Source organism: Brevundimonas huaxiensis (assembly GCF_014218725.1).
Lineage (GTDB): Bacteria > Pseudomonadota > Alphaproteobacteria > Caulobacterales > Caulobacteraceae > Brevundimonas > Brevundimonas huaxiensis.
This window is the reverse complement of sequence record NZ_JABBJE010000001.1, coordinates 587,134-604,445: the sequence shown is the minus strand read 5'-3', so window position 1 is coordinate 604,445 and position 17,312 is coordinate 587,134. Positions and strand designations below refer to the sequence as shown.

At 66.1% G+C, this 17,312-nt stretch carries 20 protein-coding genes; 9 read left to right on the top strand and 11 right to left on the bottom strand.

The features are described 5' to 3' along the window. Window positions 1-14: 14 nt before the first annotated feature. Window positions 15-290: a YdeI/OmpD-associated family protein gene (locus tag HF680_RS03060; RefSeq protein ID WP_295193098.1), complete on the top strand. Its 276-nt coding sequence runs from the start codon at window positions 15-17 to the stop codon at window positions 288-290. 4 nt (window positions 291-294) lie between these two features. On the opposite strand, the gene ahpF is transcribed toward HF680_RS03060, so the two are convergent. From ahpF to HF680_RS03035, 5 genes are all read right to left on the bottom strand, one after another. Next, complete coding sequence (gene ahpF, locus HF680_RS03055) at window positions 295-1,884, bottom strand: alkyl hydroperoxide reductase subunit F (protein WP_185224024.1); 1,590 nt, start codon at window positions 1,882-1,884, stop codon at window positions 295-297. A gap of 179 nt (window positions 1,885-2,063) precedes the next feature. Continuing rightward, entirely contained in the window at window positions 2,064-2,627 is a 564-nt protein-coding gene (gene ahpC / locus HF680_RS03050) for an alkyl hydroperoxide reductase subunit C (RefSeq protein ID WP_185224023.1), read from the bottom strand. A gap of 107 nt (window positions 2,628-2,734) precedes the next feature. Continuing rightward, window positions 2,735-3,388 (bottom strand): DUF6624 domain-containing protein, encoded by a 654-nt coding sequence (locus HF680_RS03045; RefSeq protein WP_235968817.1) that lies wholly within the window; start codon window positions 3,386-3,388, stop codon window positions 2,735-2,737. Between the two features lie 92 nt (window positions 3,389-3,480). Then, window positions 3,481-4,683, bottom strand: a complete 1,203-nt coding sequence (locus tag HF680_RS03040; protein WP_185224021.1) for an exo-beta-N-acetylmuramidase NamZ family protein — start codon at window positions 4,681-4,683, stop codon at window positions 3,481-3,483. After that, entirely contained in the window at window positions 4,680-5,198 is a 519-nt protein-coding gene (locus HF680_RS03035) for a DOMON-like domain-containing protein (protein WP_185224020.1), read from the bottom strand. Before HF680_RS03035 ends, HF680_RS03040 begins: the two co-directional genes overlap by 4 nt. A 71-nt stretch (window positions 5,199-5,269) precedes the next feature. Between HF680_RS03035 and HF680_RS03030 the strand changes: the two genes are divergently transcribed. From HF680_RS03030 to HF680_RS03010, 5 genes are all read left to right on the top strand, one after another. Continuing rightward, on the top strand, window positions 5,270-5,458 hold the full coding sequence (locus HF680_RS03030; protein WP_052247789.1) for a hypothetical protein: 189 nt from the start codon (window positions 5,270-5,272) through the stop codon (window positions 5,456-5,458). An 80-nt stretch (window positions 5,459-5,538) separates the two neighbouring features. Next, on the top strand, window positions 5,539-5,742 hold the full coding sequence (locus HF680_RS03025; protein ID WP_039247367.1) for a hypothetical protein: 204 nt from the start codon (window positions 5,539-5,541) through the stop codon (window positions 5,740-5,742). 332 nt (window positions 5,743-6,074) lie between these two features. Then, window positions 6,075-7,328 (top strand): tyrosine--tRNA ligase, encoded by a 1,254-nt coding sequence (tyrS, locus tag HF680_RS03020; protein WP_185224018.1) that lies wholly within the window; start codon window positions 6,075-6,077, stop codon window positions 7,326-7,328. Continuing rightward, complete coding sequence (locus HF680_RS03015; protein WP_185224017.1) at window positions 7,328-7,792, top strand: peroxiredoxin; 465 nt, start codon at window positions 7,328-7,330, stop codon at window positions 7,790-7,792. The genes tyrS and HF680_RS03015 overlap by 1 nt, the downstream gene beginning before the upstream one ends. Before the next feature lie 114 nt (window positions 7,793-7,906). Then, complete coding sequence (locus HF680_RS03010) at window positions 7,907-8,452, top strand: bactofilin family protein (RefSeq protein WP_039247363.1); 546 nt, start codon at window positions 7,907-7,909, stop codon at window positions 8,450-8,452. An 84-nt stretch (window positions 8,453-8,536) separates the two neighbouring features. Here HF680_RS03010 and prfB read toward each other — a convergent pair. Continuing rightward, a protein-coding gene (gene prfB / locus HF680_RS03005) for a peptide chain release factor 2 (protein ID WP_099052186.1) occupies window positions 8,537-9,659 on the bottom strand; the annotation gives its coding sequence in 2 pieces (ribosomal slippage) (window positions 8,537-9,589 and window positions 9,591-9,659; 1,122 coding nt in all). Between the two features lie 119 nt (window positions 9,660-9,778). Further along, window positions 9,779-12,193 carry a penicillin-binding protein 1A gene (locus HF680_RS03000; protein WP_185224016.1) on the bottom strand — a complete coding sequence of 805 codons (2,415 nt, stop codon included), beginning with the start codon at window positions 12,191-12,193 and terminating at the stop codon, window positions 9,779-9,781. 135 nt (window positions 12,194-12,328) lie between these two features. Between HF680_RS03000 and HF680_RS02995 the strand changes: the two genes are divergently transcribed. Both HF680_RS02995 and cobS read left to right on the top strand, forming a co-directional pair. Next, window positions 12,329-12,757 (top strand): organic hydroperoxide resistance protein, encoded by a 429-nt coding sequence (locus tag HF680_RS02995; protein WP_185224015.1) that lies wholly within the window; start codon window positions 12,329-12,331, stop codon window positions 12,755-12,757. 59 nt (window positions 12,758-12,816) lie between these two features. Next, entirely contained in the window at window positions 12,817-13,821 is a 1,005-nt protein-coding gene (cobS, locus tag HF680_RS02990) for a cobaltochelatase subunit CobS (RefSeq protein ID WP_039247360.1), read from the top strand. A 3-nt stretch (window positions 13,822-13,824) separates the two neighbouring features. On the opposite strand, the gene HF680_RS02985 is transcribed toward cobS, so the two are convergent. Further along, window positions 13,825-14,184, bottom strand: coding sequence for a phage holin family protein (locus tag HF680_RS02985; RefSeq protein WP_185224014.1), 360 nt, complete (start codon window positions 14,182-14,184; stop codon window positions 13,825-13,827). A 107-nt stretch (window positions 14,185-14,291) separates the two neighbouring features. Between HF680_RS02985 and HF680_RS02980 the strand changes: the two genes are divergently transcribed. Then, window positions 14,292-14,729 carry an HIT family protein gene (locus HF680_RS02980; protein ID WP_185224013.1) on the top strand — a complete coding sequence of 146 codons (438 nt, stop codon included), beginning with the start codon at window positions 14,292-14,294 and terminating at the stop codon, window positions 14,727-14,729. On the opposite strand, the gene HF680_RS02975 is transcribed toward HF680_RS02980, so the two are convergent. The 3 genes from HF680_RS02975 to HF680_RS02965 are packed head-to-tail and all read right to left on the bottom strand — an operon-like array spanning window position 14,726 to window position 17,278. Further along, on the bottom strand, window positions 14,726-15,262 hold the full coding sequence (locus HF680_RS02975) for a response regulator transcription factor (protein ID WP_039247355.1): 537 nt from the start codon (window positions 15,260-15,262) through the stop codon (window positions 14,726-14,728). The genes HF680_RS02980 and HF680_RS02975 overlap by 4 nt on opposite strands. Beyond that, entirely contained in the window at window positions 15,252-16,583 is a 1,332-nt protein-coding gene (locus tag HF680_RS02970; RefSeq protein WP_317133979.1) for an ATP-binding protein, read from the bottom strand. Before HF680_RS02970 ends, HF680_RS02975 begins: the two co-directional genes overlap by 11 nt. After that, window positions 16,580-17,278, bottom strand: a complete 699-nt coding sequence (locus tag HF680_RS02965) for an SURF1 family protein (protein WP_185224012.1) — start codon at window positions 17,276-17,278, stop codon at window positions 16,580-16,582. The genes HF680_RS02970 and HF680_RS02965 overlap by 4 nt, the downstream gene beginning before the upstream one ends. Window positions 17,279-17,312 lie beyond the last annotated feature (34 nt).

Sequence of the window (17,312 nt, the reverse complement as noted above, 5' to 3'; positions counted from 1 at the left end):
GTTGCGGACCAGACGTGTCGCTGCGACAAATGGGCGTGGCCGATGCGACCGACATCCCGGGCGGCGTGGTTCACGACTTGCCGGACGACCTGCGCGCGTCGCTGGTCGCCGCGCCCGACGCCCTGGCGACCTGGGGCGACATCACACCCCTAGCCCGCAACGAATGGATCTGCTGGATCGAGTCCGCCAAGAAGGCGGACACCCGGCGCAAACGGCTGGATTGGGGCCGGGCGAGCTTGATCGACGGCAAGCGCCGCCCCTGCTGCTGGCCCGGCTGCCCTCACCGTTAGGCGATCACGCCGGTTCGGCCACCGCCTCTTTCGCCGGCTCGGTGCGGATCATGTAGTCGAAGGCCGACAGACCCGCCTTTGACCCCTCGCCCATGGCGATGACGATCTGCTTGTAGGGCACGGTCGTCGCGTCGCCCGCCGCAAAGATGCCCGGCTGCGAGGTCTCGCCGCGGTGATCCACCTCGATCTCGCCGCGCGGGGTCAGGCCCACCGCGCCGTTCAGCCATTCGGTGTTCGGGATCAGACCAATCTGCACGAAGATGCCTTCCAGATCGACGTCGTGATGGGCGTCGGAGTTGCGGTCCTTGTAGGACAGGCCCGTCACCTTCTCGCCGTCGCCATGCACTTGAGTCGTCAGGGCCGAGGTCACGATCCGCACGTTCGGCAGGGTCGCCAGCTTGCGCTGCAGCACCGCATCGGCCCGCAGCTCGCTGTCGTATTCGATCAGGGTCACATGGGCCACGATGCCCGCCAGATCGATGGCCGCCTCGACGCCGGAGTTGCCGCCGCCGATCACCGCCACCCGCTTGCCCTTGAACAGTGGCCCGTCGCAGTGCGGGCAATAGGCCACGCCCTTGTTCTTGTACTGCTCCTCGCCCGGGACGTTCATCTGGCGCCAGCGCGCGCCGGTCGACAGGATGATGGTGCGCGATTTCAGCGATGCGCCGTTCTCCAGCACCACCTCGTGCAGGCCGCCTGGAACCTTGGCCGGGATCAGCTTGGCCGCCTTCTGCAGGTTCATCAGGTCCACTTCATACTCGCGGACATGCTGCTCCAGATGGGCCGCCAGCTTGGGCCCCTCGGTGTAGGGCACCGAGACGAAGTTCTCGATCGCCATCGTGTCCAGCACCTGTCCGCCGAAGCGTTCGGCGACGACGCCCGTGCGAATGCCCTTGCGCGCCGTATAGATGGCGGCCGCCGCGCCGGCCGGCCCGCCGCCGACCACCAGAACCTCGAACGGATCCTTGGACTTCAGCCGCTCGGCCGCGCGGGCTTCGGCGCCGGAATCCAGCTTGGCGACGATCTGCTCCAGCTCCATCCGGCCCTGACCGAACAGCTCGCCGTTCAGGAAGACCGTCGGCACGGCCATGATCTTGCGTTCCTCGACCTCGTCCTTGAACAGGCCGCCCTCGATGGCGACGTGTTTGATGCGCGGATTGATCACGCTCATCAGGTTCAGCGCCTGCACCACGTCCGGGCAGTTCTGGCACGACAGCGAGAAATAGGTCTCGAACACATAGTCGCCGTCCAGGTCCCTGACCTGCTGGATCACCTCCTGCGCCGCCTTGGACGGATGGCCGCCGACGTGCAGCAGGGCCAGAACCAGCGAGGTGAACTCGTGGCCCAGCGGAATGCCCGCGAACCGCACGCCGATGTCCGTGCCCTTGCGCCGGATCAGGAAGCTGGGCTGGCGTTCGTCGTCATAGTCGCGGCCCATCTCCACCTTGCCGTGCGAGACCGAGACGATCTCCTCCAGCAGCGTTTTCAGCTCGATCGACTTGGGCCCCGCGCCCAGCGAGGCGACCAGTTCGACGGGATGGACGATGTTCTTGAGGTAGGCTTCGAGCTGGGATTTCAGATTGGCGTCTAGCATCGGATGCTCCTCGGAATTCAATAGGTTAAGCGCCGCCCTCAAGCCGCTTCAGGCGAGGACAGGACGCAAAAAGGCCGCGGGGCTGGAAACGCTACGCACCCCGCGGCCTCTGCGAACGCCCGAAAGGATCGGGCGTCCCGGCCGGCGACATCGAAACGCCGCCGGCCGAACTTGGGGTCTTAGATCTTGCCGACGAGGTCGAGCGACGGGGCCAGGGTGGCTTCGCCTTCTTCCCACTTGGCCGGGCAGACTTCACCCGGGTGCGAGCGCACATACTGGGCCGCCTTGACCTTGCGCAGCAGTTCGGCGGCGTTGCGGCCGATGCCTTCCGAGGTCGTCTCGGTGAACTGGATCACGCCGTCCGGATCGACCAGGAAGGTCGCGCGGTCGGCCAGGCCCACGCCCGGACGCATGGCGTCGAAGTTGTTGGTGACCAGGCCCGACGGATCGCCCAGCATCGTGTATTCGATCTTGCCGATCGCCGGCGACGAGTCGTGCCAGGCCTTGTGCGAGAAGTGGGTGTCGGTCGACACCGAATAGATCTCGACGCCCAGCTTCTGGAACTCGGCGTAGTTGTCGGCCAGGTCTTCCAGTTCGGTCGGGCACACGAAGGTGAAGTCGGCCGGATAGAAGAAGAAGATCGCCCACTTGCCCGCAACGTCGGCGTCCGTGACCGTCAGGAATTTGCCGCCCTTATAGGCTTCGGCCGTAAAGGGTTTGATGGTCGTGTTGATGAGGGCCATGCGCAAAATCCAATGCAAGGTGGTTGGGAGGCACCCTCCCTACCGCACCGCACCAAATAAGCCCAATCACTTATTTGCAGATGCACAATAGATTCTATTTATGGCCGTTATTGCTGGGTGCAAGGCGGATAGTCCCTGAAGCGCGCCTCGTATTCCGCCAGCGTCCAAGGGAATTTCATCTCACGACGCCATTGTTCGACGCGTTCGGGATCCTCCAGCGTGTCGACCACCCAGCGCCCATCTTTGCAGGTCATCTGCGTGCCGTACCGCTGCGGGCGGCCTTCGTTTATCGCCAGCCTGTCGTACATCAGACCATAGCTCTGACCCTCGACTTCGCCCTGCGCGACCAGCGACTCCAGCACAGGAACGAATCGTCGCCAGTTTTCCAAATCGGAATGCTGAATGATCAGGAAGGCGGCGCCGGCTGCACGCTCGCCATAGACCGACTTTTTGAACCATCCTTCCGCCGGAACCATGGTCAAAAGCTCGTCCAGCAAGGCCTTGTCCACCGCGTTGATGTCCGCCCACGCCAAGGTCTCAGCGGTTTGTCGCTCGTCGGCAGGCAGAGCGCTGAAATCCAGCACTGTGAACGCCCGTCTGCCGACCTGATCCAGCGCGCCCATGCGTTCGAGTCGCTCGCGATCTGTCGTTGGCGGCGGCAAGGCGGCCTGCCGCGCCTTTTCGGCTGCGATCGCCTCAGCGACCGGCGCAACAAGCGTTCTCGCCTCGGCACTCAGGCCGGCTGGCGCCTGCTGCGCCAACAGCGCGGCCGCAAGGATCAATCCAATCATGACGCCCCTCCACAATCTAACCGCGAGGTGATGCCGTCTTCATGGCGAAGTTTGGACGGGTTTCAATACAGCAGGAACGGTCTCCGGGCTTCCTCCCACGCCGCCTCGTCCGGCTGCGTCGCGGCATCCAGATCGCCCGGCGTCGCCGCCGCATCGTCCACCCATTCCCGCAGGCCCGGCCCGCCGTTGATCACGTCGATGGGCAGTTTTCCGAACGCATATTCGTAAGGAAAATCCCGCCACAGGTCGTAGTCGGGATACAGCCGCCGGATCGCCTTGAAGCCCAGGGCCTGCACTCGCCACGGCTTGAAGGCGGCGTGGTCATAGCCGGGGTGATCGACGTGGATCTGCACCCCGTTGCACAGCTTGCCGACGTGCTTGTGGAAGGTCGGCTCGAACCACATGTCGCGCAAGACGCAGCCGCCCAGCCATTCCGGCGCCAGCGCCTGCATTTCCGCGATCACCGCCCGCGCGTCGACATCCGGCGCCCCGAACAGCTCCAGCGGCCGTGTCGTCCCCCGCCCTTCCGACAGGGTCGCGCCTTCCAGCATCACCGTGCCCGCATAGGCGCGCGCCATCGACAGGTTCGGCGCATTCGGGCTGGGATTGACCCACGACCGGTCCAGCAGCGGCCAGCCGAAGCCGGGCGCCGCCTCGGGCGCCCAACCCTGCATCTCCACCACCCGGTAATCCACATCCAGCTTGAACTGGTCGATGAACCACAGGCCCAGTTCGCCCATCGTCATGCCGTGGCGCATCGGCATCGGCCCGGCCCCGACGAAGCTTTCCCAGCCGGGCTTCAGCGTCATCCCCTCGACCGGCCGCCCTGCCGGATTGGGTCGGTCCAGCACCCAGACCGACTTGCCGTGTTCCGCCGCCGCCTCCAGCACGTACAGAAGGGTCGTCACATAGGTGTAGATGCGGCATCCCAGGTCCTGCAGATCGACCAGCAGCACGTCGAACTCGGCCATCCATTCGTCGCGCGGCCGCCGCACCTCGCCGTACAGGCTGAACACCGGGAAACCGTGCACCGGATCGCGATAATCCGGGCTCTCCATCATATTGTCCTGCAGATCGCCCTTCATCCCGTGCTGCGGGCCAAAGGCGGCTGTCAGCCGGATCTCGGGACAGGCGCTAAGCGCGTCCACCGCGTGGGTCAGATCCCTCGTCACCGACGCCGGATGCGCCAGCAAGGCCACGCGCCGTCCCTTCAGCTGCGCCCTCAGGGCGTCGTCGGACAAAAGGCGGTCGAGGCCGAAGTTCATGTCAGGTCCAGCGCGAACGAGTCGGGATGATGAAAGTCCGGCTTATCCGAAGGATGCGCCAGCGCCCAATAGCCGATCGCCCCGTCCACGCCCCGGATCACCGCCGACAGCCCCGTCTTCAGGCCCGTCGCCCCGACCGCATCCTCCGGCAAGGTCACGTCCGCCGTCAGCACGAATTGTCCGGGCGCCGACCGCGTCACGATGAAGGGCGTGGGCATCTCCAGATCCCGCATCCCCTCGCGATAGCCGTCGAACCGATAGGCCGCCCACGCCCCCGACGGCGACAGATTGTATTCGAGATATCCGCCCGCCGTCCGCGCGAAGGCCTCGAAGCAGGTCGCCTGCCACAGCCCGTCCGTTCGCACCCGCGCCGCCGCCTCCGGCCGCCACACCCCCTCCACCGGTCCGGCCAGCACATACTCCAAGCTCAGCACACGCCCGGCTCGCCTCGCCTCGACCTCCAGCGTCAGCCCGGCCGGGCTGGATATCGGGTGCGGGATCAGGGGCAGACGCATTGCGCCTTCGTATCGCAGGCCGGCCAAGTCGTCGATTGCATCAACCTAGGCGGCGTATCTACAATCTGAAGATGAAGTTCCTCGTCCTCTTTGCGCTGACATTCGCCTACAGCTTTGCGCTGTTGCTCTTGAACGAGGCCGCGCCCCCGCCTTTGCCGCACATGCTGACGGTGGCGCTTTGCGGCGCCATCGGGGCGTCTCTGGCGAACGCCACCTGGTGGCTGCTCGAGCGAAACCTCCTTCGCAAGCCCACGCATTAGATCAACAGCCGGCCTCCGACTTTCTCCCCAATGCCTCATCAACCCTTGCGGGCGTCGGACCTCCGTGAAAACATCGCGATATGCCCAAGCGCTCCTCCTACGGTCCCCAGATGACCTTCTCTGAGAAGCGCAAATTTTTTAACGATCGCCTCCACGTCTTTTTGGGCCTGCTCACGCCTTGCCTGGTCGTCAGCGGCACATCGTCCGAGCCGTCTTCCGTCTTCCTGACATGGACCGTCGTCGTCGCCCTCTTTGCGCTGGTCCTCAATCGGGTAATTCCCTGAAGGCGGACAGCTCGGCGATGAGTCATCAGCCAGCGCACCTGCGGGCAATATCGACTGCATTAACAGCGGCATGAGACGCAGCAGCGTCGTCGTACCTATCGCGGCCTGAAACGGCGCTACAATGGTCGCGCCATGCCCAAAGCTGCTCTACCTGAAATTGCACCACCTTGCATTTTGCACGCGTTTTCGCATTGCCGTGCAATTTCGCGCCGATCGAGATTAGACGAATTAGACACTTTAGACGGTGTTTTTCATCCTCACCGTCTGAACAGCCGACGCCGCCTCGACTAGGGGAAGACGACCCTCGTCATCCCTGCTAACCCAGCCTCACCATGACCGAACACGCCTTCAAATCCGACTTCCTCCGCACCATGCAGGCGCGAGGCTATATCCATCAGATCACCCATCCGGCCGAATTGGATGCGGCGGCGACCGCCGGCGTGGTCACCGGCTATATCGGCTTTGACGCCACCGCCCCTTCGTTGCACGTCGGACACCTGATCCAGATCATGCTGCTGCGTCGCCTGCAGCAGGCTGGACACAAGCCCATCGTCCTGATGGGCGGCGGCACCACCAAGGTGGGGGACCCCAGCTTCAAGGATACGCAGCGTCCCCTGTTTACCGAAGAGCGGATCGCCGAGAACATCGCCGGCATCAAGGGCGTGTTCGAAAAATTCCTGACCTTCGGCGACGGCCCGTCGGACGCCATCATGGTCGACAACGACGAGTGGCTGTCCAAGCTGGGCTACCTGGAGTTTCTGCGCGACTACGGCACGCATTTCACCGTCAACCGGATGCTCAGCTTCGATTCCGTCAAGCTGCGTCTGGAACGCGAGCAGCCGCTGACCTTCCTCGAATTCAACTACATGCTGATGCAGGCCACCGACTTTCTGGAGCTGAATCGCCGCTACGGCTGCACGCTCCAGATGGGCGGCTCGGATCAGTGGGGCAACATCATCAACGGCGTCGAACTGACCCGCAAGGTGGATCAGAAGGCCGCCTTCGGCCTGACCACGCCCCTGCTCTCGACCGCCTCGGGCCAGAAGATGGGCAAGACCGTAGGCGGCGCCGTCTGGCTGAACGCCGACGCCCTGTCGCCCTATGACTACTGGCAATATTGGCGCAACACCGAGGATGGAGACGTGGGCCGCTTCATGCGCCTGTTCACCGACCTGTCCGATCACGAGATCGCCTGTTTCGAGGCGCTGGAAGGCGCGGCCATCAACGACGCCAAAAAGGCCTTGGCCGACGCTGCGACGACCATGCTGCACGGCGCAGAGGCCGCCGCCACCGCCCGCGCCGCCGCCGAGAGCGCCTTCGAAAAAGGCCAGCTGTCCGCCGACCTGCCGACCGTCGAACTGCTGTCGGCCGAGGTCTACGGCGCCATGATCGCCGCTGTCGTGACCAAGGCTGGCCTAACCGCGTCGAACGGCGAGGCCCGTCGCCTGGCCCAGGGCGGGGGGCTGCGCTTGAATGACGCCGCCGTGTCCGACGGCGCCCAACTGCTGACCGAAGCCGACCTCAAGGACGGCGTCATCAAACTGGCGGCCGGCAAGAAAAAGATCGTTCTGGTGAGGCCCGTCTGATGTCCGCCGCCGAAGGCCAACCCGCGCCCGCCCTCGACCTGCCCACGGACGGCGGCGGCCGCGTCACCCTCGCAGCCCTCAAAGGCAAACCCGCCGTCGTCTATTTCTATCCGAAGGACGACACGACCGGATGCACGCGCGAGGCGCAGGACTTCACCGCCCTGGCGCCCGACTTCGCCGCGCTGGGCCTACCGGTCATCGGCGTGTCCAAGGACACGGTGAAGAAGCACGACAGGTTCAAGGCCAAATACGATCTCGCCGTCACCCTCGCCTCAGACGAGGACGGCGCCGCCTGCGAGGCCTGGGGCGTCTGGGTGCAGAAAAAGCTCTATGGCCGCGAATATATGGGCATCGAGCGAGCCACCTTCCTGATCGACGCCGAGGGCCGGGTCGCCAAGGCCTGGCGCAATGTGAAGGTCGCCGACCACGCCGCCGCCGTGCTGGAGGCCGCCAGGGCCCTGTGATCGGCGAGCGTCGTTCGGAAGCGATGCTTGACCTTGGCCCCTCCTCCACGGCCTAGTGGGCGTCGGGGCTAATAGGGGCTTGGCCGGCCTTGGCTGGCAGATGCGGAGCGCACCATGTTCACCAAGAGCAAATCCTACGACAGCGGATCGAACGGCCTGGGCATCCCCCCGGCGCCCGAACCGACCACGCCCACACCGACGGCTGCGAGCACGCCGTCCCTGCCCGCCACGACGCCTGCGCCGCGCGCGCCCGAACCGGCCCGTCCGGCGGCCCGGTCCAGCAATCTGTCGACCCTGTCGGCCGGCGTGAAATACGAAGGCAACATCTCCGGCGCCGGCGAGCTTCAGGTCGACGGCTCGCTGAAGGGCGACGTCCGCGTCTCGCGCGTCGTGATCGGCGAAGGCGGCTCGGTCGAGGGCACGGTCCATGCCGACGTCCTTGACGTGCGCGGCCGCGTCTCGGGCGCCATCGTCGCGAAGCAGGTCAAGCTGCACGCCACCGCTCGCGTCGAGGGCGACATCACGCAAGAGCAACTCGCCATCGATCAGGGCGCCTGGTTCCAGGGCCGCTGCAACCAGGCCAAGCGCGACACCCCCGGCGCCGCCATGCTGGAAGCCCCGACGCCGAAAGCTGACAAGGCTGACAAGACCGCAGCCTGACCACCTCGAATACGGAGGGCGCAAGTCGGCCGCAGGCCGATAGCTGAAACAAGAAGGGCGGCTCTTGAGAGCCGCCCTTTTCCGTCAATCCACGCTCGATCCTCGGGTCTCGCCGACCCGCTGGGCCAGGGCCGCGCCCATGAAGGCGTCCAGGTCGCCGTCCAGCACCCCCTGGGTGTCCGAGGTCTCGACCTCGGTCCGCAGGTCCTTCACCATCTGGTAGGGCTGCAGGACATAGGAGCGGATCTGGTGACCCCACCCGATGTCGGTCTTGGCGTCGGCCAGCGCCTGAGCCGCTGCCTCACGCTTCTGCAGTTCCAGCTCGTACAGGCGCGCACGCAGCATCTTCCACGCCATCTCGCGGTTCTGGTGCTGCGATCGGCCGGCCTGGCAGGCCACGACGGTGTTGGTCGGGGTGTGGGTCAGGCGCACAGCCGAGTCGGTCTTGTTGATGTGCTGACCGCCCGCGCCGGAGGCGCGATAGGTGTCGGTGCGCACGTCCGAGGGATTGATGTCGATCTCGATCGCGTCGTCCACGACCGGCGACACCCCGATGGAGGCGAAGCTGGTGTGGCGCTTGGCCGCCGCGTCATAGGGGCTGATGCGGACCAGGCGGTGCACGCCCGATTCCGACTTCAACCAGCCATAGGCGTTGGGGCCTTCGATCAGGATGGTGGCCGACTTGACCCCCGCCTGTTCGCCCTCTTCATGCGCCTCGATCGTGACCTCATAGCCGTGCGCCTTGGCCCAGCGGGAGTACATGCGCAGCAGCATGCCGGCCCAGTCGTTCGACTCGGTGCCGCCGGCGCCGGAGTTCACTTCCAGATAGGCGTCGTTGCCGTCGGCCTCGCCGGACAGCAGGGCCTCCAACTCTGCGCGGGCGGCGCGTTCCTTGATGCCGCGCAGCGACGCGCGAGCGTCTTCCAGCGCGCCCTCGTCGCCTTCTTCGTCCGCCATCTCGGCCAACATCACCCCGTCTTCGAGGTCCTGCTCCATCGCCTTGACGGTGTTGATCTTGCCTTCCAGCTGCGAGCGTTCGCGGCTGACGGCCTGGGCCTCGTCGGGCTTGTCCCACAGCGTCGGGTCCTCGACCCGCGCATTCAGCTCATCGAGCTTCCTTAGAGCGACATCCCAGTCAAAGACGCCTCCTGAGCAGAGCGACGCTCTGCTCGATGTCGGCCTTCATGGCCTCGACATCCGGTCTCATCGCAATCTCCGCGACACAACGCCCTCAAGCAGCGCGACCCCCAGGCCGCGCGACAGGGCAGGATTAATGGAAAACGGCGCGCCACGAGGACGCGCCGTTCGAAAGGCCTACCTAGAGCCTCAGTACAATCCGCTCAAGTCCTCGGCCGGCGCCTTCTTGGGGGGCGGCGGCGCGGTGGGCGCCGGCGACGAGGCGGGCGCGCCGCTGGCGGCCTCCTGCTCGCGGCGGATCACCTCATAGTAGTTCTGCGGTCCGACGGGCTGGGCCGGGCCGGTCGGGCGCGGCGGCGGGGCCTGGCGTTCGGTGCCGGGGCGGAAGGCCTCCTCGATCCCGTTGACGGTGCGGAAGATGGCGTTCTTGGGCCGCACGAACGGGCGAGCCGGCCTTTCCTTCAACGCCGTCTGCATAAACTCCGTAAAGACCGGCACGGCGGCCGAGGCGCCGGCTTCACCGGATCCCAGCGAGCGGTTGTCGTCGAAGCCGATGAAGACGCCGACCACAATGTCGGTGGTGAAGCCCACGAACCAGGCCGAGCGATATTCGTTGGTCGTGCCGGTCTTGCCCGCGACCCAGGGGCCGAGGCCGCGCGCGCTGGCGGCGGTGCCGCGCTGAACCACGCCTTCCAGCATGGAGCTCATCTGATAGGCAGTGATCGGGTCGATGACCTGGGTTCCGCGCTGCTGCAAGCGCGGTGATTCCTGGCCCGAGAAGCCCCGTCCGCATTCGCGGCAGCTGCGGTTGTCGGCGCGGAAAATGGTCTCGCCATCGCGATCCTGAACATAGTCGATCAGATAGGGCGTGACCCGGCGGCCGCCGTTGGCGAAGGCAGAATAGGCGGCGGTGATCTCCAGCGGCGTGACCTCGCCGGCGCCCAGCGACACCGACAGGTTCGGCGTCATGCCCGGCAGACCCATCCTGGCAGACTGTTCAACGATCTTCTTCATACCGACCGACTGGGCCAGCCGAACCGTCATGACGTTGCGCGACAGCTCCAGCCCGCGCCGCAGCGTCTGGGGGCCATAGTATTGGCGGCTGTAATTCTCGGGCGTCCAGCGCGTGCCGTTGGGACCGCCGGCGAAGCTGATCGGCGCATCCAGCACGATCGAGGCCGGGGTGAAGTCGCCCTCCAGCGCCGTCGCATAGACGAACGGTTTGAACGCCGAGCCCGGTTGACGGCGCGCCTGGGTCGCCCGGTTGAAGCTGGACAGCGCATAGGAATAGCCGCCGACCATCGCCAGCACCCGGCCGGACTGCGGCTCGATGGCGACCAGCGCCCCGTTGACGCGCGGCACCTGCTTCAGGGCGAACTGGCCGCCCTGCGGCTCCACAAATATCAGCTCGCCGCGCTTCAGCTGCCGATTGGCGTTGGCCCAGGCGGCGTCCGAAGCCAGCAGCGTGCCGGACTTGTCGTCGCGGGCGGTGCGGATGCGAACCGTGTTGCCGCTGACGCTTTCGATGGCGGCGGCCTGCCAGCTGCGGCGCTCGGGCGGCGCCTGTTCCTTTAGCGCGACCGCCTGCCAGCCGTCGCCGAAGTCGGTCGTGCCCCACCCGCCGCGCCAGCCGTGACGACGGTCGTAGTTTTCGAGCCCCTGCATCAGGGCCCGACGCGCCGCCGTCTGCAGCGTCGGGTCCAGGGTGGTGCGCATATAGAAGCCGCCGGCGCGAAGCTGCTCGCCGAACTGGGGGTTGGCGGCGGCCTGGCGGCGCGCCTCCTCGACGAAGAAGTCGGCGTCTTTGTAATCCGACCGCTGCGGCGCATCGCGCGTCACCAAAGGCTTGGCGCGCGCCTCGACCAACTGCTCAGGCGTGAGCCAGCCGCTCTGCTCCATCTCGCCCAGCACCCAGTCACGGCGGCCCTTGGCCGCCCCAGGGTGACGCTTGGGGTGATAGTTGTTCGGCCCCTTGGGCAGGGACGCCAGGAAAGCGGCTTCGTCGGGCGTCAGCTGCGCCAGCGACTTGCCGAAATAGTTGTAGGCCGCCGACGCGATGCCGAACGAGCGATAGCCCAGGAAGATCTCGTTCAGATACAGTTCGAGGATCTGCTCCTTGGACAGGGTCGCCTCCAGGCGATTGGCCAGGATGGCTTCCTTCAGCTTGCGGTTCAGGCTGGATTCGTTGGTCAGCAGGACGTTCTTGGCCACCTGCTGGGTGATGGTCGAACCCCCTTCCAGCCGGCGTCCCGACGCCAGGTTGAAAACGTTCTTGATCGACGCGCGGCCGATGCCGCCCACATCGATGCCGCCATGCTGGAAGAAGTTGCGATCTTCGGCCGCCAGGAAGGCGTGGATCACCGGCTGCGGGATCTGGTCGTAGGAGACATAGATTCGGCGCTCGTCCGAAAACTCGCCGATCAGGGTGCCGTCGCCGGCGTAGACTCGCGTCGCGGTCGGCGGTCGATAGTCGGCCAGCTCCGAAGCATCGGGCAGGTCGTGGAACAGCCACGCCGCATAGACGGCGACGACCAACCCCGCCAGGGCGATGCCGCCCAGCAGAACCATGCCCGCCCACACGAACCAGCGTTCGGCAATCTTCACTGCGTACTCCGACGACGCGCCCCGAAAGGGTGCTTTAGCCCGCGTCGCCGGTATATGGCTAGAGCCGCGATGCAACGCCCCCTTGGCGTCTGCCGTTAAGCTCCCATCTCAAGCTTCCCAACCCAAGGAGCCACCATGGAAGTTCTGTATCGCGCCCACTCGACGGCATCGGGCGGAGGCCGTGAGGACGGCCGTTCGGCCACCGACGACGGCAAGATCGACGTCAAACTGTCGACGCCGACCGAGATGGGCGGCAAGGGCGGCGACGGCACCAATCCGGAGCAGCTCTTCGCCACCGGATACGCCGCCTGCTACCTCGGCGCGCTGCGTCTGGTCAGCGGCAAGGCCGGCACGCCCGTCAGCCCCGACACCAAGGTCACCGCCGGCGTCGGCTTCGGCAAGAACACCAAGGGTGAAGGCTTCAACCTAGACGTCGACCTGACCGTGACCGACCACGGCCTGGACCAAGCCGTTATCGACGACCTGATCGAGAAGGCGCACCAGGTCTGCCCCTACTCCAACGCCACCCGCAACAACGTCGATGTTCGGCTGAGCGCGAAATAACCGACGCCAAGGGCCGCGCGCGTGTTGAGCCGCGCGCGCGGCGCCTCTAGATGAGGTCCATGACCTCCCCGCTCGACGCCTCCCCCGATCCCTTGCTGACGCTCGAACCGCATCGCCGCGTGACCTTACGCGAAGCCTTCGGCGTGGACAGCGACATGACCGTGCCCGCCTTTGACGAGCGCGACAGCCATGTGCCCGAGATCGACGAGGCCTATCGCTTCGATCCCCAGACGACGATCGCCATCTGCGCCGGCTTCGCCTTCGACCGCCGCGTGATGGTCCAGGGCTATCACGGCACCGGCAAGTCGACCCACATCGAACAGGTCGCCGCCCGCCTGAACTGGCCGCTGGTTCGCGTGAACCTGGACAGCCACGTCAGTCGGATCGACCTGATCGGCAAGGACGCGATCGTCCTGAAGGACAGCAAGCAAGTCACCGAGTTCCGCGAGGGCATCCTGCCCTGGTCGCTGCAACGCCCCATCGCCCTGGTCTTCGACGAATATGACGCCGGCCGGCCCGACGTGATGTTCGTGATCCAGCGCGTGCTCGAGGCCCAGGGTCGCCTGACCCTGCTGGACCAGAACCGCGTCATCCGCCCGAACCGCTATTTCCGCCTGTTCGCCACGACCAACACCATCGGCCTGGGCGACACCACGGGCCTGTATCATGGCGCACAGCAGATCAATCAGGCCCAGCTGGACCGCTGGAACATCGTCACCACGCTGAACTATCTGGATCACGACGTGGAAGCCGAGATCGTCGCCGCCAAGGTGCCCGAGTGGAAGGACGCCGAGGGCCGCCGCCGGATCGCCGCCATGGTCCGTGTCGCCGACATGACGCGCAACGCCTTCATGAACGGCGACATCTCGACCGTCATGTCGCCCCGCACGGTCATCACCTGGGCCCAGAACGCCCAGATCTTCAACGACGACCTGGGCCTCAGCTTCCGCCTGACCTTCCTGAACAAGTGCGACGAACTGGAACGCCCCACCATCGCCGAGTTCTACCAGCGCGCCTTTGGCGAGGATCTGCCCGAGGCGGCGACGCGGGTGAAGGTGGGGTAAGCCTTAGCCGCGAGCCTCTTCGCCGCCGCCGATGAAGGCGCCGGCGATCCAGCTGACGACGCCGGTCACGATGGCGGCGCCGATACCGGCCCACAGGCCGTCGACCCGGAAGCCGTCCAGGAAGACGGACGTCAGCCCAATCATGGCGGCGTTCACGACCAGCAGGAACAGACCCAAGGTCACGACGGTGATCGGGAAGGTCAACACGACCAGGATCGGCCGCACAAAGGCGTTGACCAGGCCCAGAATGATGGCCGCCGCGATCAGCGACCCGGTGCTGGTGAAATCGACGCCCGGCACGATCCTGGCGGACAGCCAGAGGCCCGCCATCGTGACCAGCGCCTGGATGATGAAACGGATCATGACAGCCCTCGTGACGTTCAAGCGTGACCATAATGCACGAGGTGGACGAAGGCTCCCCCTTCGCAGACGGCGCTGCTATCGAGGGTCCGAACCGCACGGAGACCCCCATGAGCCTGCACGGCGCCTATGACACCAACAACATCTTCGCCAAGATCCTGCGCGGCGACATTCCGTCGGTGAGGGTGTGGGAGGACGATCACGTCCTGGCCTTCATGGACGTCTTTCCCCAGTCGGAAGGCCACGTCCTGATCATCGCCAAACAGTCCCAGGCGCGCAATCTGCTGGAGATCGAGCCGGAAGTTCTGGCCCGCGTGACCGCCGCCCTGCAACGCACGGCCAAGGCGGTCGAGAAAGCGCTGAAGCCCGAAGGCCTGTCGATCCTGCAGTTCAATGGCGAGGCGGGCGGACAGACGGTCTTCCACCTGCATTTCCACATCGTGCCGCGCTGGGCCGATCGCGAGATGAAGGGTCACGGCCATGCGCCGATGGCGGATACGGCGACCTTGCGGGCGCTGGCCGACCGGATCGCGGCCGAACTGGACTAGGTGACGCGGCGCTTTTCCAGCTTTCGCGCCAGGGTGCGGCGGTGCATGCCCAGCCGCCGCGCCGCCTCCGAGATGTTGAAATCGGTCTCCACCAGCGTCTCGTGGATCCGCTCCCATTCCAGCGTCTTGATCGAGGTCGGGCGCGTGCCCAGCGGCGTCTCGGCGTCGCCGTCGGCCCGACCGAACGCGGCTTCGATGTCATCGGTGCTGGCGGGCTTGGCCAGATAATGCCGGGCGCCCAGCTTGATCGCCTCCACCGCTGTGGCGATGCTGGCGAAGCCGGTCAGGACGACGATGTTCATTTCGGGGTCGAAGGCGTGAAGAGCCTCGACGCAGGTCAGGCCGGAATGCCCGCCCAGCTTCAGATCGACGACCGCATAGCCGGGGCGATGCGTCTTAAGCACCTCGGCCATCTGGTCAGGACTGGCGGCGCTGACGACCGTATAGCCGCGCCGTTCGAACGAGCGTCGCAGGGTGGTTGAAAACGACTCGTCGTCCTCCACGATCAGCAGCAATCTGGCGTCATCGGTCATGGAGGGTCTCGTCCGTCGGAGCCAAGGCCGAAAGCGGCAGGGTCAGACGCACTTCTGCTCCGCCCGCCGGGGGATTGGAGGCTTCTACCCGTCCGCCCAGCGACCGGATCACATTCATGAGCAGAAAGAGGCCAAGACCGGCGCCGGGCCTGGGCTTGGTGGAGTTGTAGGGCTTGCCCCAGGCCTGAAGGATCGCCGGCGGGAAGCCCGGTCCGTCGTCGCGGACTGCGATGCCGAAATCCTCGTCCGTGCGTGTCGTGGTCACGGTGATGCGGCTCGCTCCGGCCTCGACCGCATTGTCGAACAGCACGCCCAGCACCTGACGCAGGGCCGGGTCGGCGATGATGGACGGGTTCTGGGCCAGTTCGTCGCGGATCTGCACCGCCACCCCGTCACCGCTCCAGCTGGCCACCACATCGGCGACGAAAGTGCGCAGAGTGGTGCGCTCGGGCGCCTGTCCCCTCGCCTCGCCGGCCGACATCAGGATGCCGGTGACGATCGCCTTGCAGCGTTCGACCTCGGCCCGCATCACCGTCATGTCCTGGGCCAGGTCGGCGTCCTGGGTCAGGGCCGGCATCCGCTTCCAGTCACTGAGGATCACCGACAGCGAGGCCAGCGGCGTTCCCAGCTCATGCGCCGCGCCCGACGCCAGCAGGCCCATGCGGACGATATGATCATGCTCTGCCGTCTGCTGGCGCAGGGCGGCCATGGAGGCGTCGCGCTCGCGCAGGTTTTGGCTGATCCGGGTGACGAACAACACCAGCAGCACGGCCATCAGCACGAAACAGATCAGACTGCCCTGAAGATAAAGGCTGAGCAGCGAATCCTCGCGCGCCGGCGGCAGGTTCAGCGGGCGGGAATGCAGGCCCAGCCCGGCGAAACAGAGGCTGGTGATAGCAATCAGCGCCCAGGCATAGACCGGCGCCAGCAGCACCGCCCCCAAGACGACTTGCAGCAGATACAGCGCCACAAACGGATTGGCCGCGCCCCCGGTCAGGAACAGCAGCCAGGTCAGGGCCGCCACATCCGCCAGGAGGGCGATCATCAGCGCCTGATCCTCGACCTCCTGCCGGCGCACGGTCAAAGGCGCGCTGACCAGATTGACCAGCACCAGACCCGCCGGCGCCGCCAGCAACCACAGCACCGGCAGCGGGATCCGCATCACATATTGGACCAGCAGGATCGTCGCCACCTGCCCGGCGACCGCCAGCCAGCGCAACTGGATCAGCAAAAGCATGTTGCGGCGGTTGGCGCCGCCGTGGGTCGCGACCCCGCCTCTGAGCCCCAGGCCCAGCAGTCTTTGCAAAGTTGTTGTCGTCACGACCTGTTGCGCCTGCCGTCGCGCAGGAACAGCCAAAGACCGACCACGGTCAGCAGCGCCATGCCGAACCAGGTCAGGGCATAGACCAGATGGCTGTTGGCGAACCGGATCACCGTCAGCCCTCCGCGCGGCCATCCGCCTGGGTTCGGACTGACGTCCGCATCAATGAAATAGGGTGCGACAGTCGTCAGGCCGCGCCGCGCAGCGATCGCCGCGACGTCGCGGGACCGCCAGCGATCCCCGGCGGGATCATTGGCGCGCAGGAAGCCGCCCTTGGGCTCGGTGATCCGGAGCAGTCCGGTCACCGTCTGCTGCCCCTCGACCTGACCATCGGCGCGGACGGCCGGATCGCGTCGGCCAGCGGGCACAAAGCCGCGATTGATCAGGACGGTGTAGCCCCGGTTGTCAACCAGGGGCGTCATGACCCAGAAGCCGCCGCCGGCGTCGGTCACCGCCTGAACCAGGGTTTCCTTGTCGTGCAGGAATCGACCGCGAACCGTGACGCGGCGGTACTGATCCTTGTCGCGCGTCACGCCGGCCCATTGTGTCGGGCCAGGCGCTGGGACGGCGGCCGCATGAACGCGAGCATCGACCTGGGCGATCAGATGGGTCTTCCAGGCCAGGCGCTGAACCTGCCACCCGCCCAGCGCCAGAAAGCCGACGAACAAGGCCAGGCCCGCGACCAGGACCGCCATGCGGAAGGATCGCGAACGTCTGGCCTTGCCGCCG

Bases quoted from the DNA above. Each gene is read 5' to 3' on its own strand.
- HF680_RS03025 (WP_039247367.1), top strand. From the start codon at position 5,539: ATGCCCAAGCGCTCCTCCTACGGTCCCCAGATGACCTTCTCTGAGAAG.
- ahpC (WP_185224023.1), bottom strand. From the start codon at position 2,627: ATGGCCCTCATCAACACGACCATCAAACCCTTTACGGCCGAAGCCTAT.
- HF680_RS02975 (WP_039247355.1), bottom strand. From the start codon at position 15,262: ATGACCGATGACGCCAGATTGCTGCTGATCGTGGAGGACGACGAGTCG.
- HF680_RS02995 (WP_185224015.1), top strand. From the start codon at position 12,329: ATGGAAGTTCTGTATCGCGCCCACTCGACGGCATCGGGCGGAGGCCGT.
- ahpF (WP_185224024.1), bottom strand. From the start codon at position 1,884: ATGCTAGACGCCAATCTGAAATCCCAGCTCGAAGCCTACCTCAAGAAC.
- HF680_RS03040 (WP_185224021.1), bottom strand. From the start codon at position 4,683: ATGAACTTCGGCCTCGACCGCCTTTTGTCCGACGACGCCCTGAGGGCG.
- HF680_RS02985 (WP_185224014.1), bottom strand. From the start codon at position 14,184: ATGATCCGTTTCATCATCCAGGCGCTGGTCACGATGGCGGGCCTCTGG.
- HF680_RS03030 (WP_052247789.1), top strand. From the start codon at position 5,270: ATGAAGTTCCTCGTCCTCTTTGCGCTGACATTCGCCTACAGCTTTGCG.
- tyrS (WP_185224018.1), top strand. From the start codon at position 6,075: ATGACCGAACACGCCTTCAAATCCGACTTCCTCCGCACCATGCAGGCG.
- HF680_RS03015 (WP_185224017.1), top strand. From the start codon at position 7,328: ATGTCCGCCGCCGAAGGCCAACCCGCGCCCGCCCTCGACCTGCCCACG.
- HF680_RS02965 (WP_185224012.1), bottom strand. From the start codon at position 17,278: ATGGCGGTCCTGGTCGCGGGCCTGGCCTTGTTCGTCGGCTTTCTGGCG.
- HF680_RS03010 (WP_039247363.1), top strand. From the start codon at position 7,907: ATGTTCACCAAGAGCAAATCCTACGACAGCGGATCGAACGGCCTGGGC.
- HF680_RS02980 (WP_185224013.1), top strand. From the start codon at position 14,292: ATGAGCCTGCACGGCGCCTATGACACCAACAACATCTTCGCCAAGATC.
- cobS (WP_039247360.1), top strand. From the start codon at position 12,817: ATGACCTCCCCGCTCGACGCCTCCCCCGATCCCTTGCTGACGCTCGAA.
- HF680_RS03035 (WP_185224020.1), bottom strand. From the start codon at position 5,198: ATGCGTCTGCCCCTGATCCCGCACCCGATATCCAGCCCGGCCGGGCTG.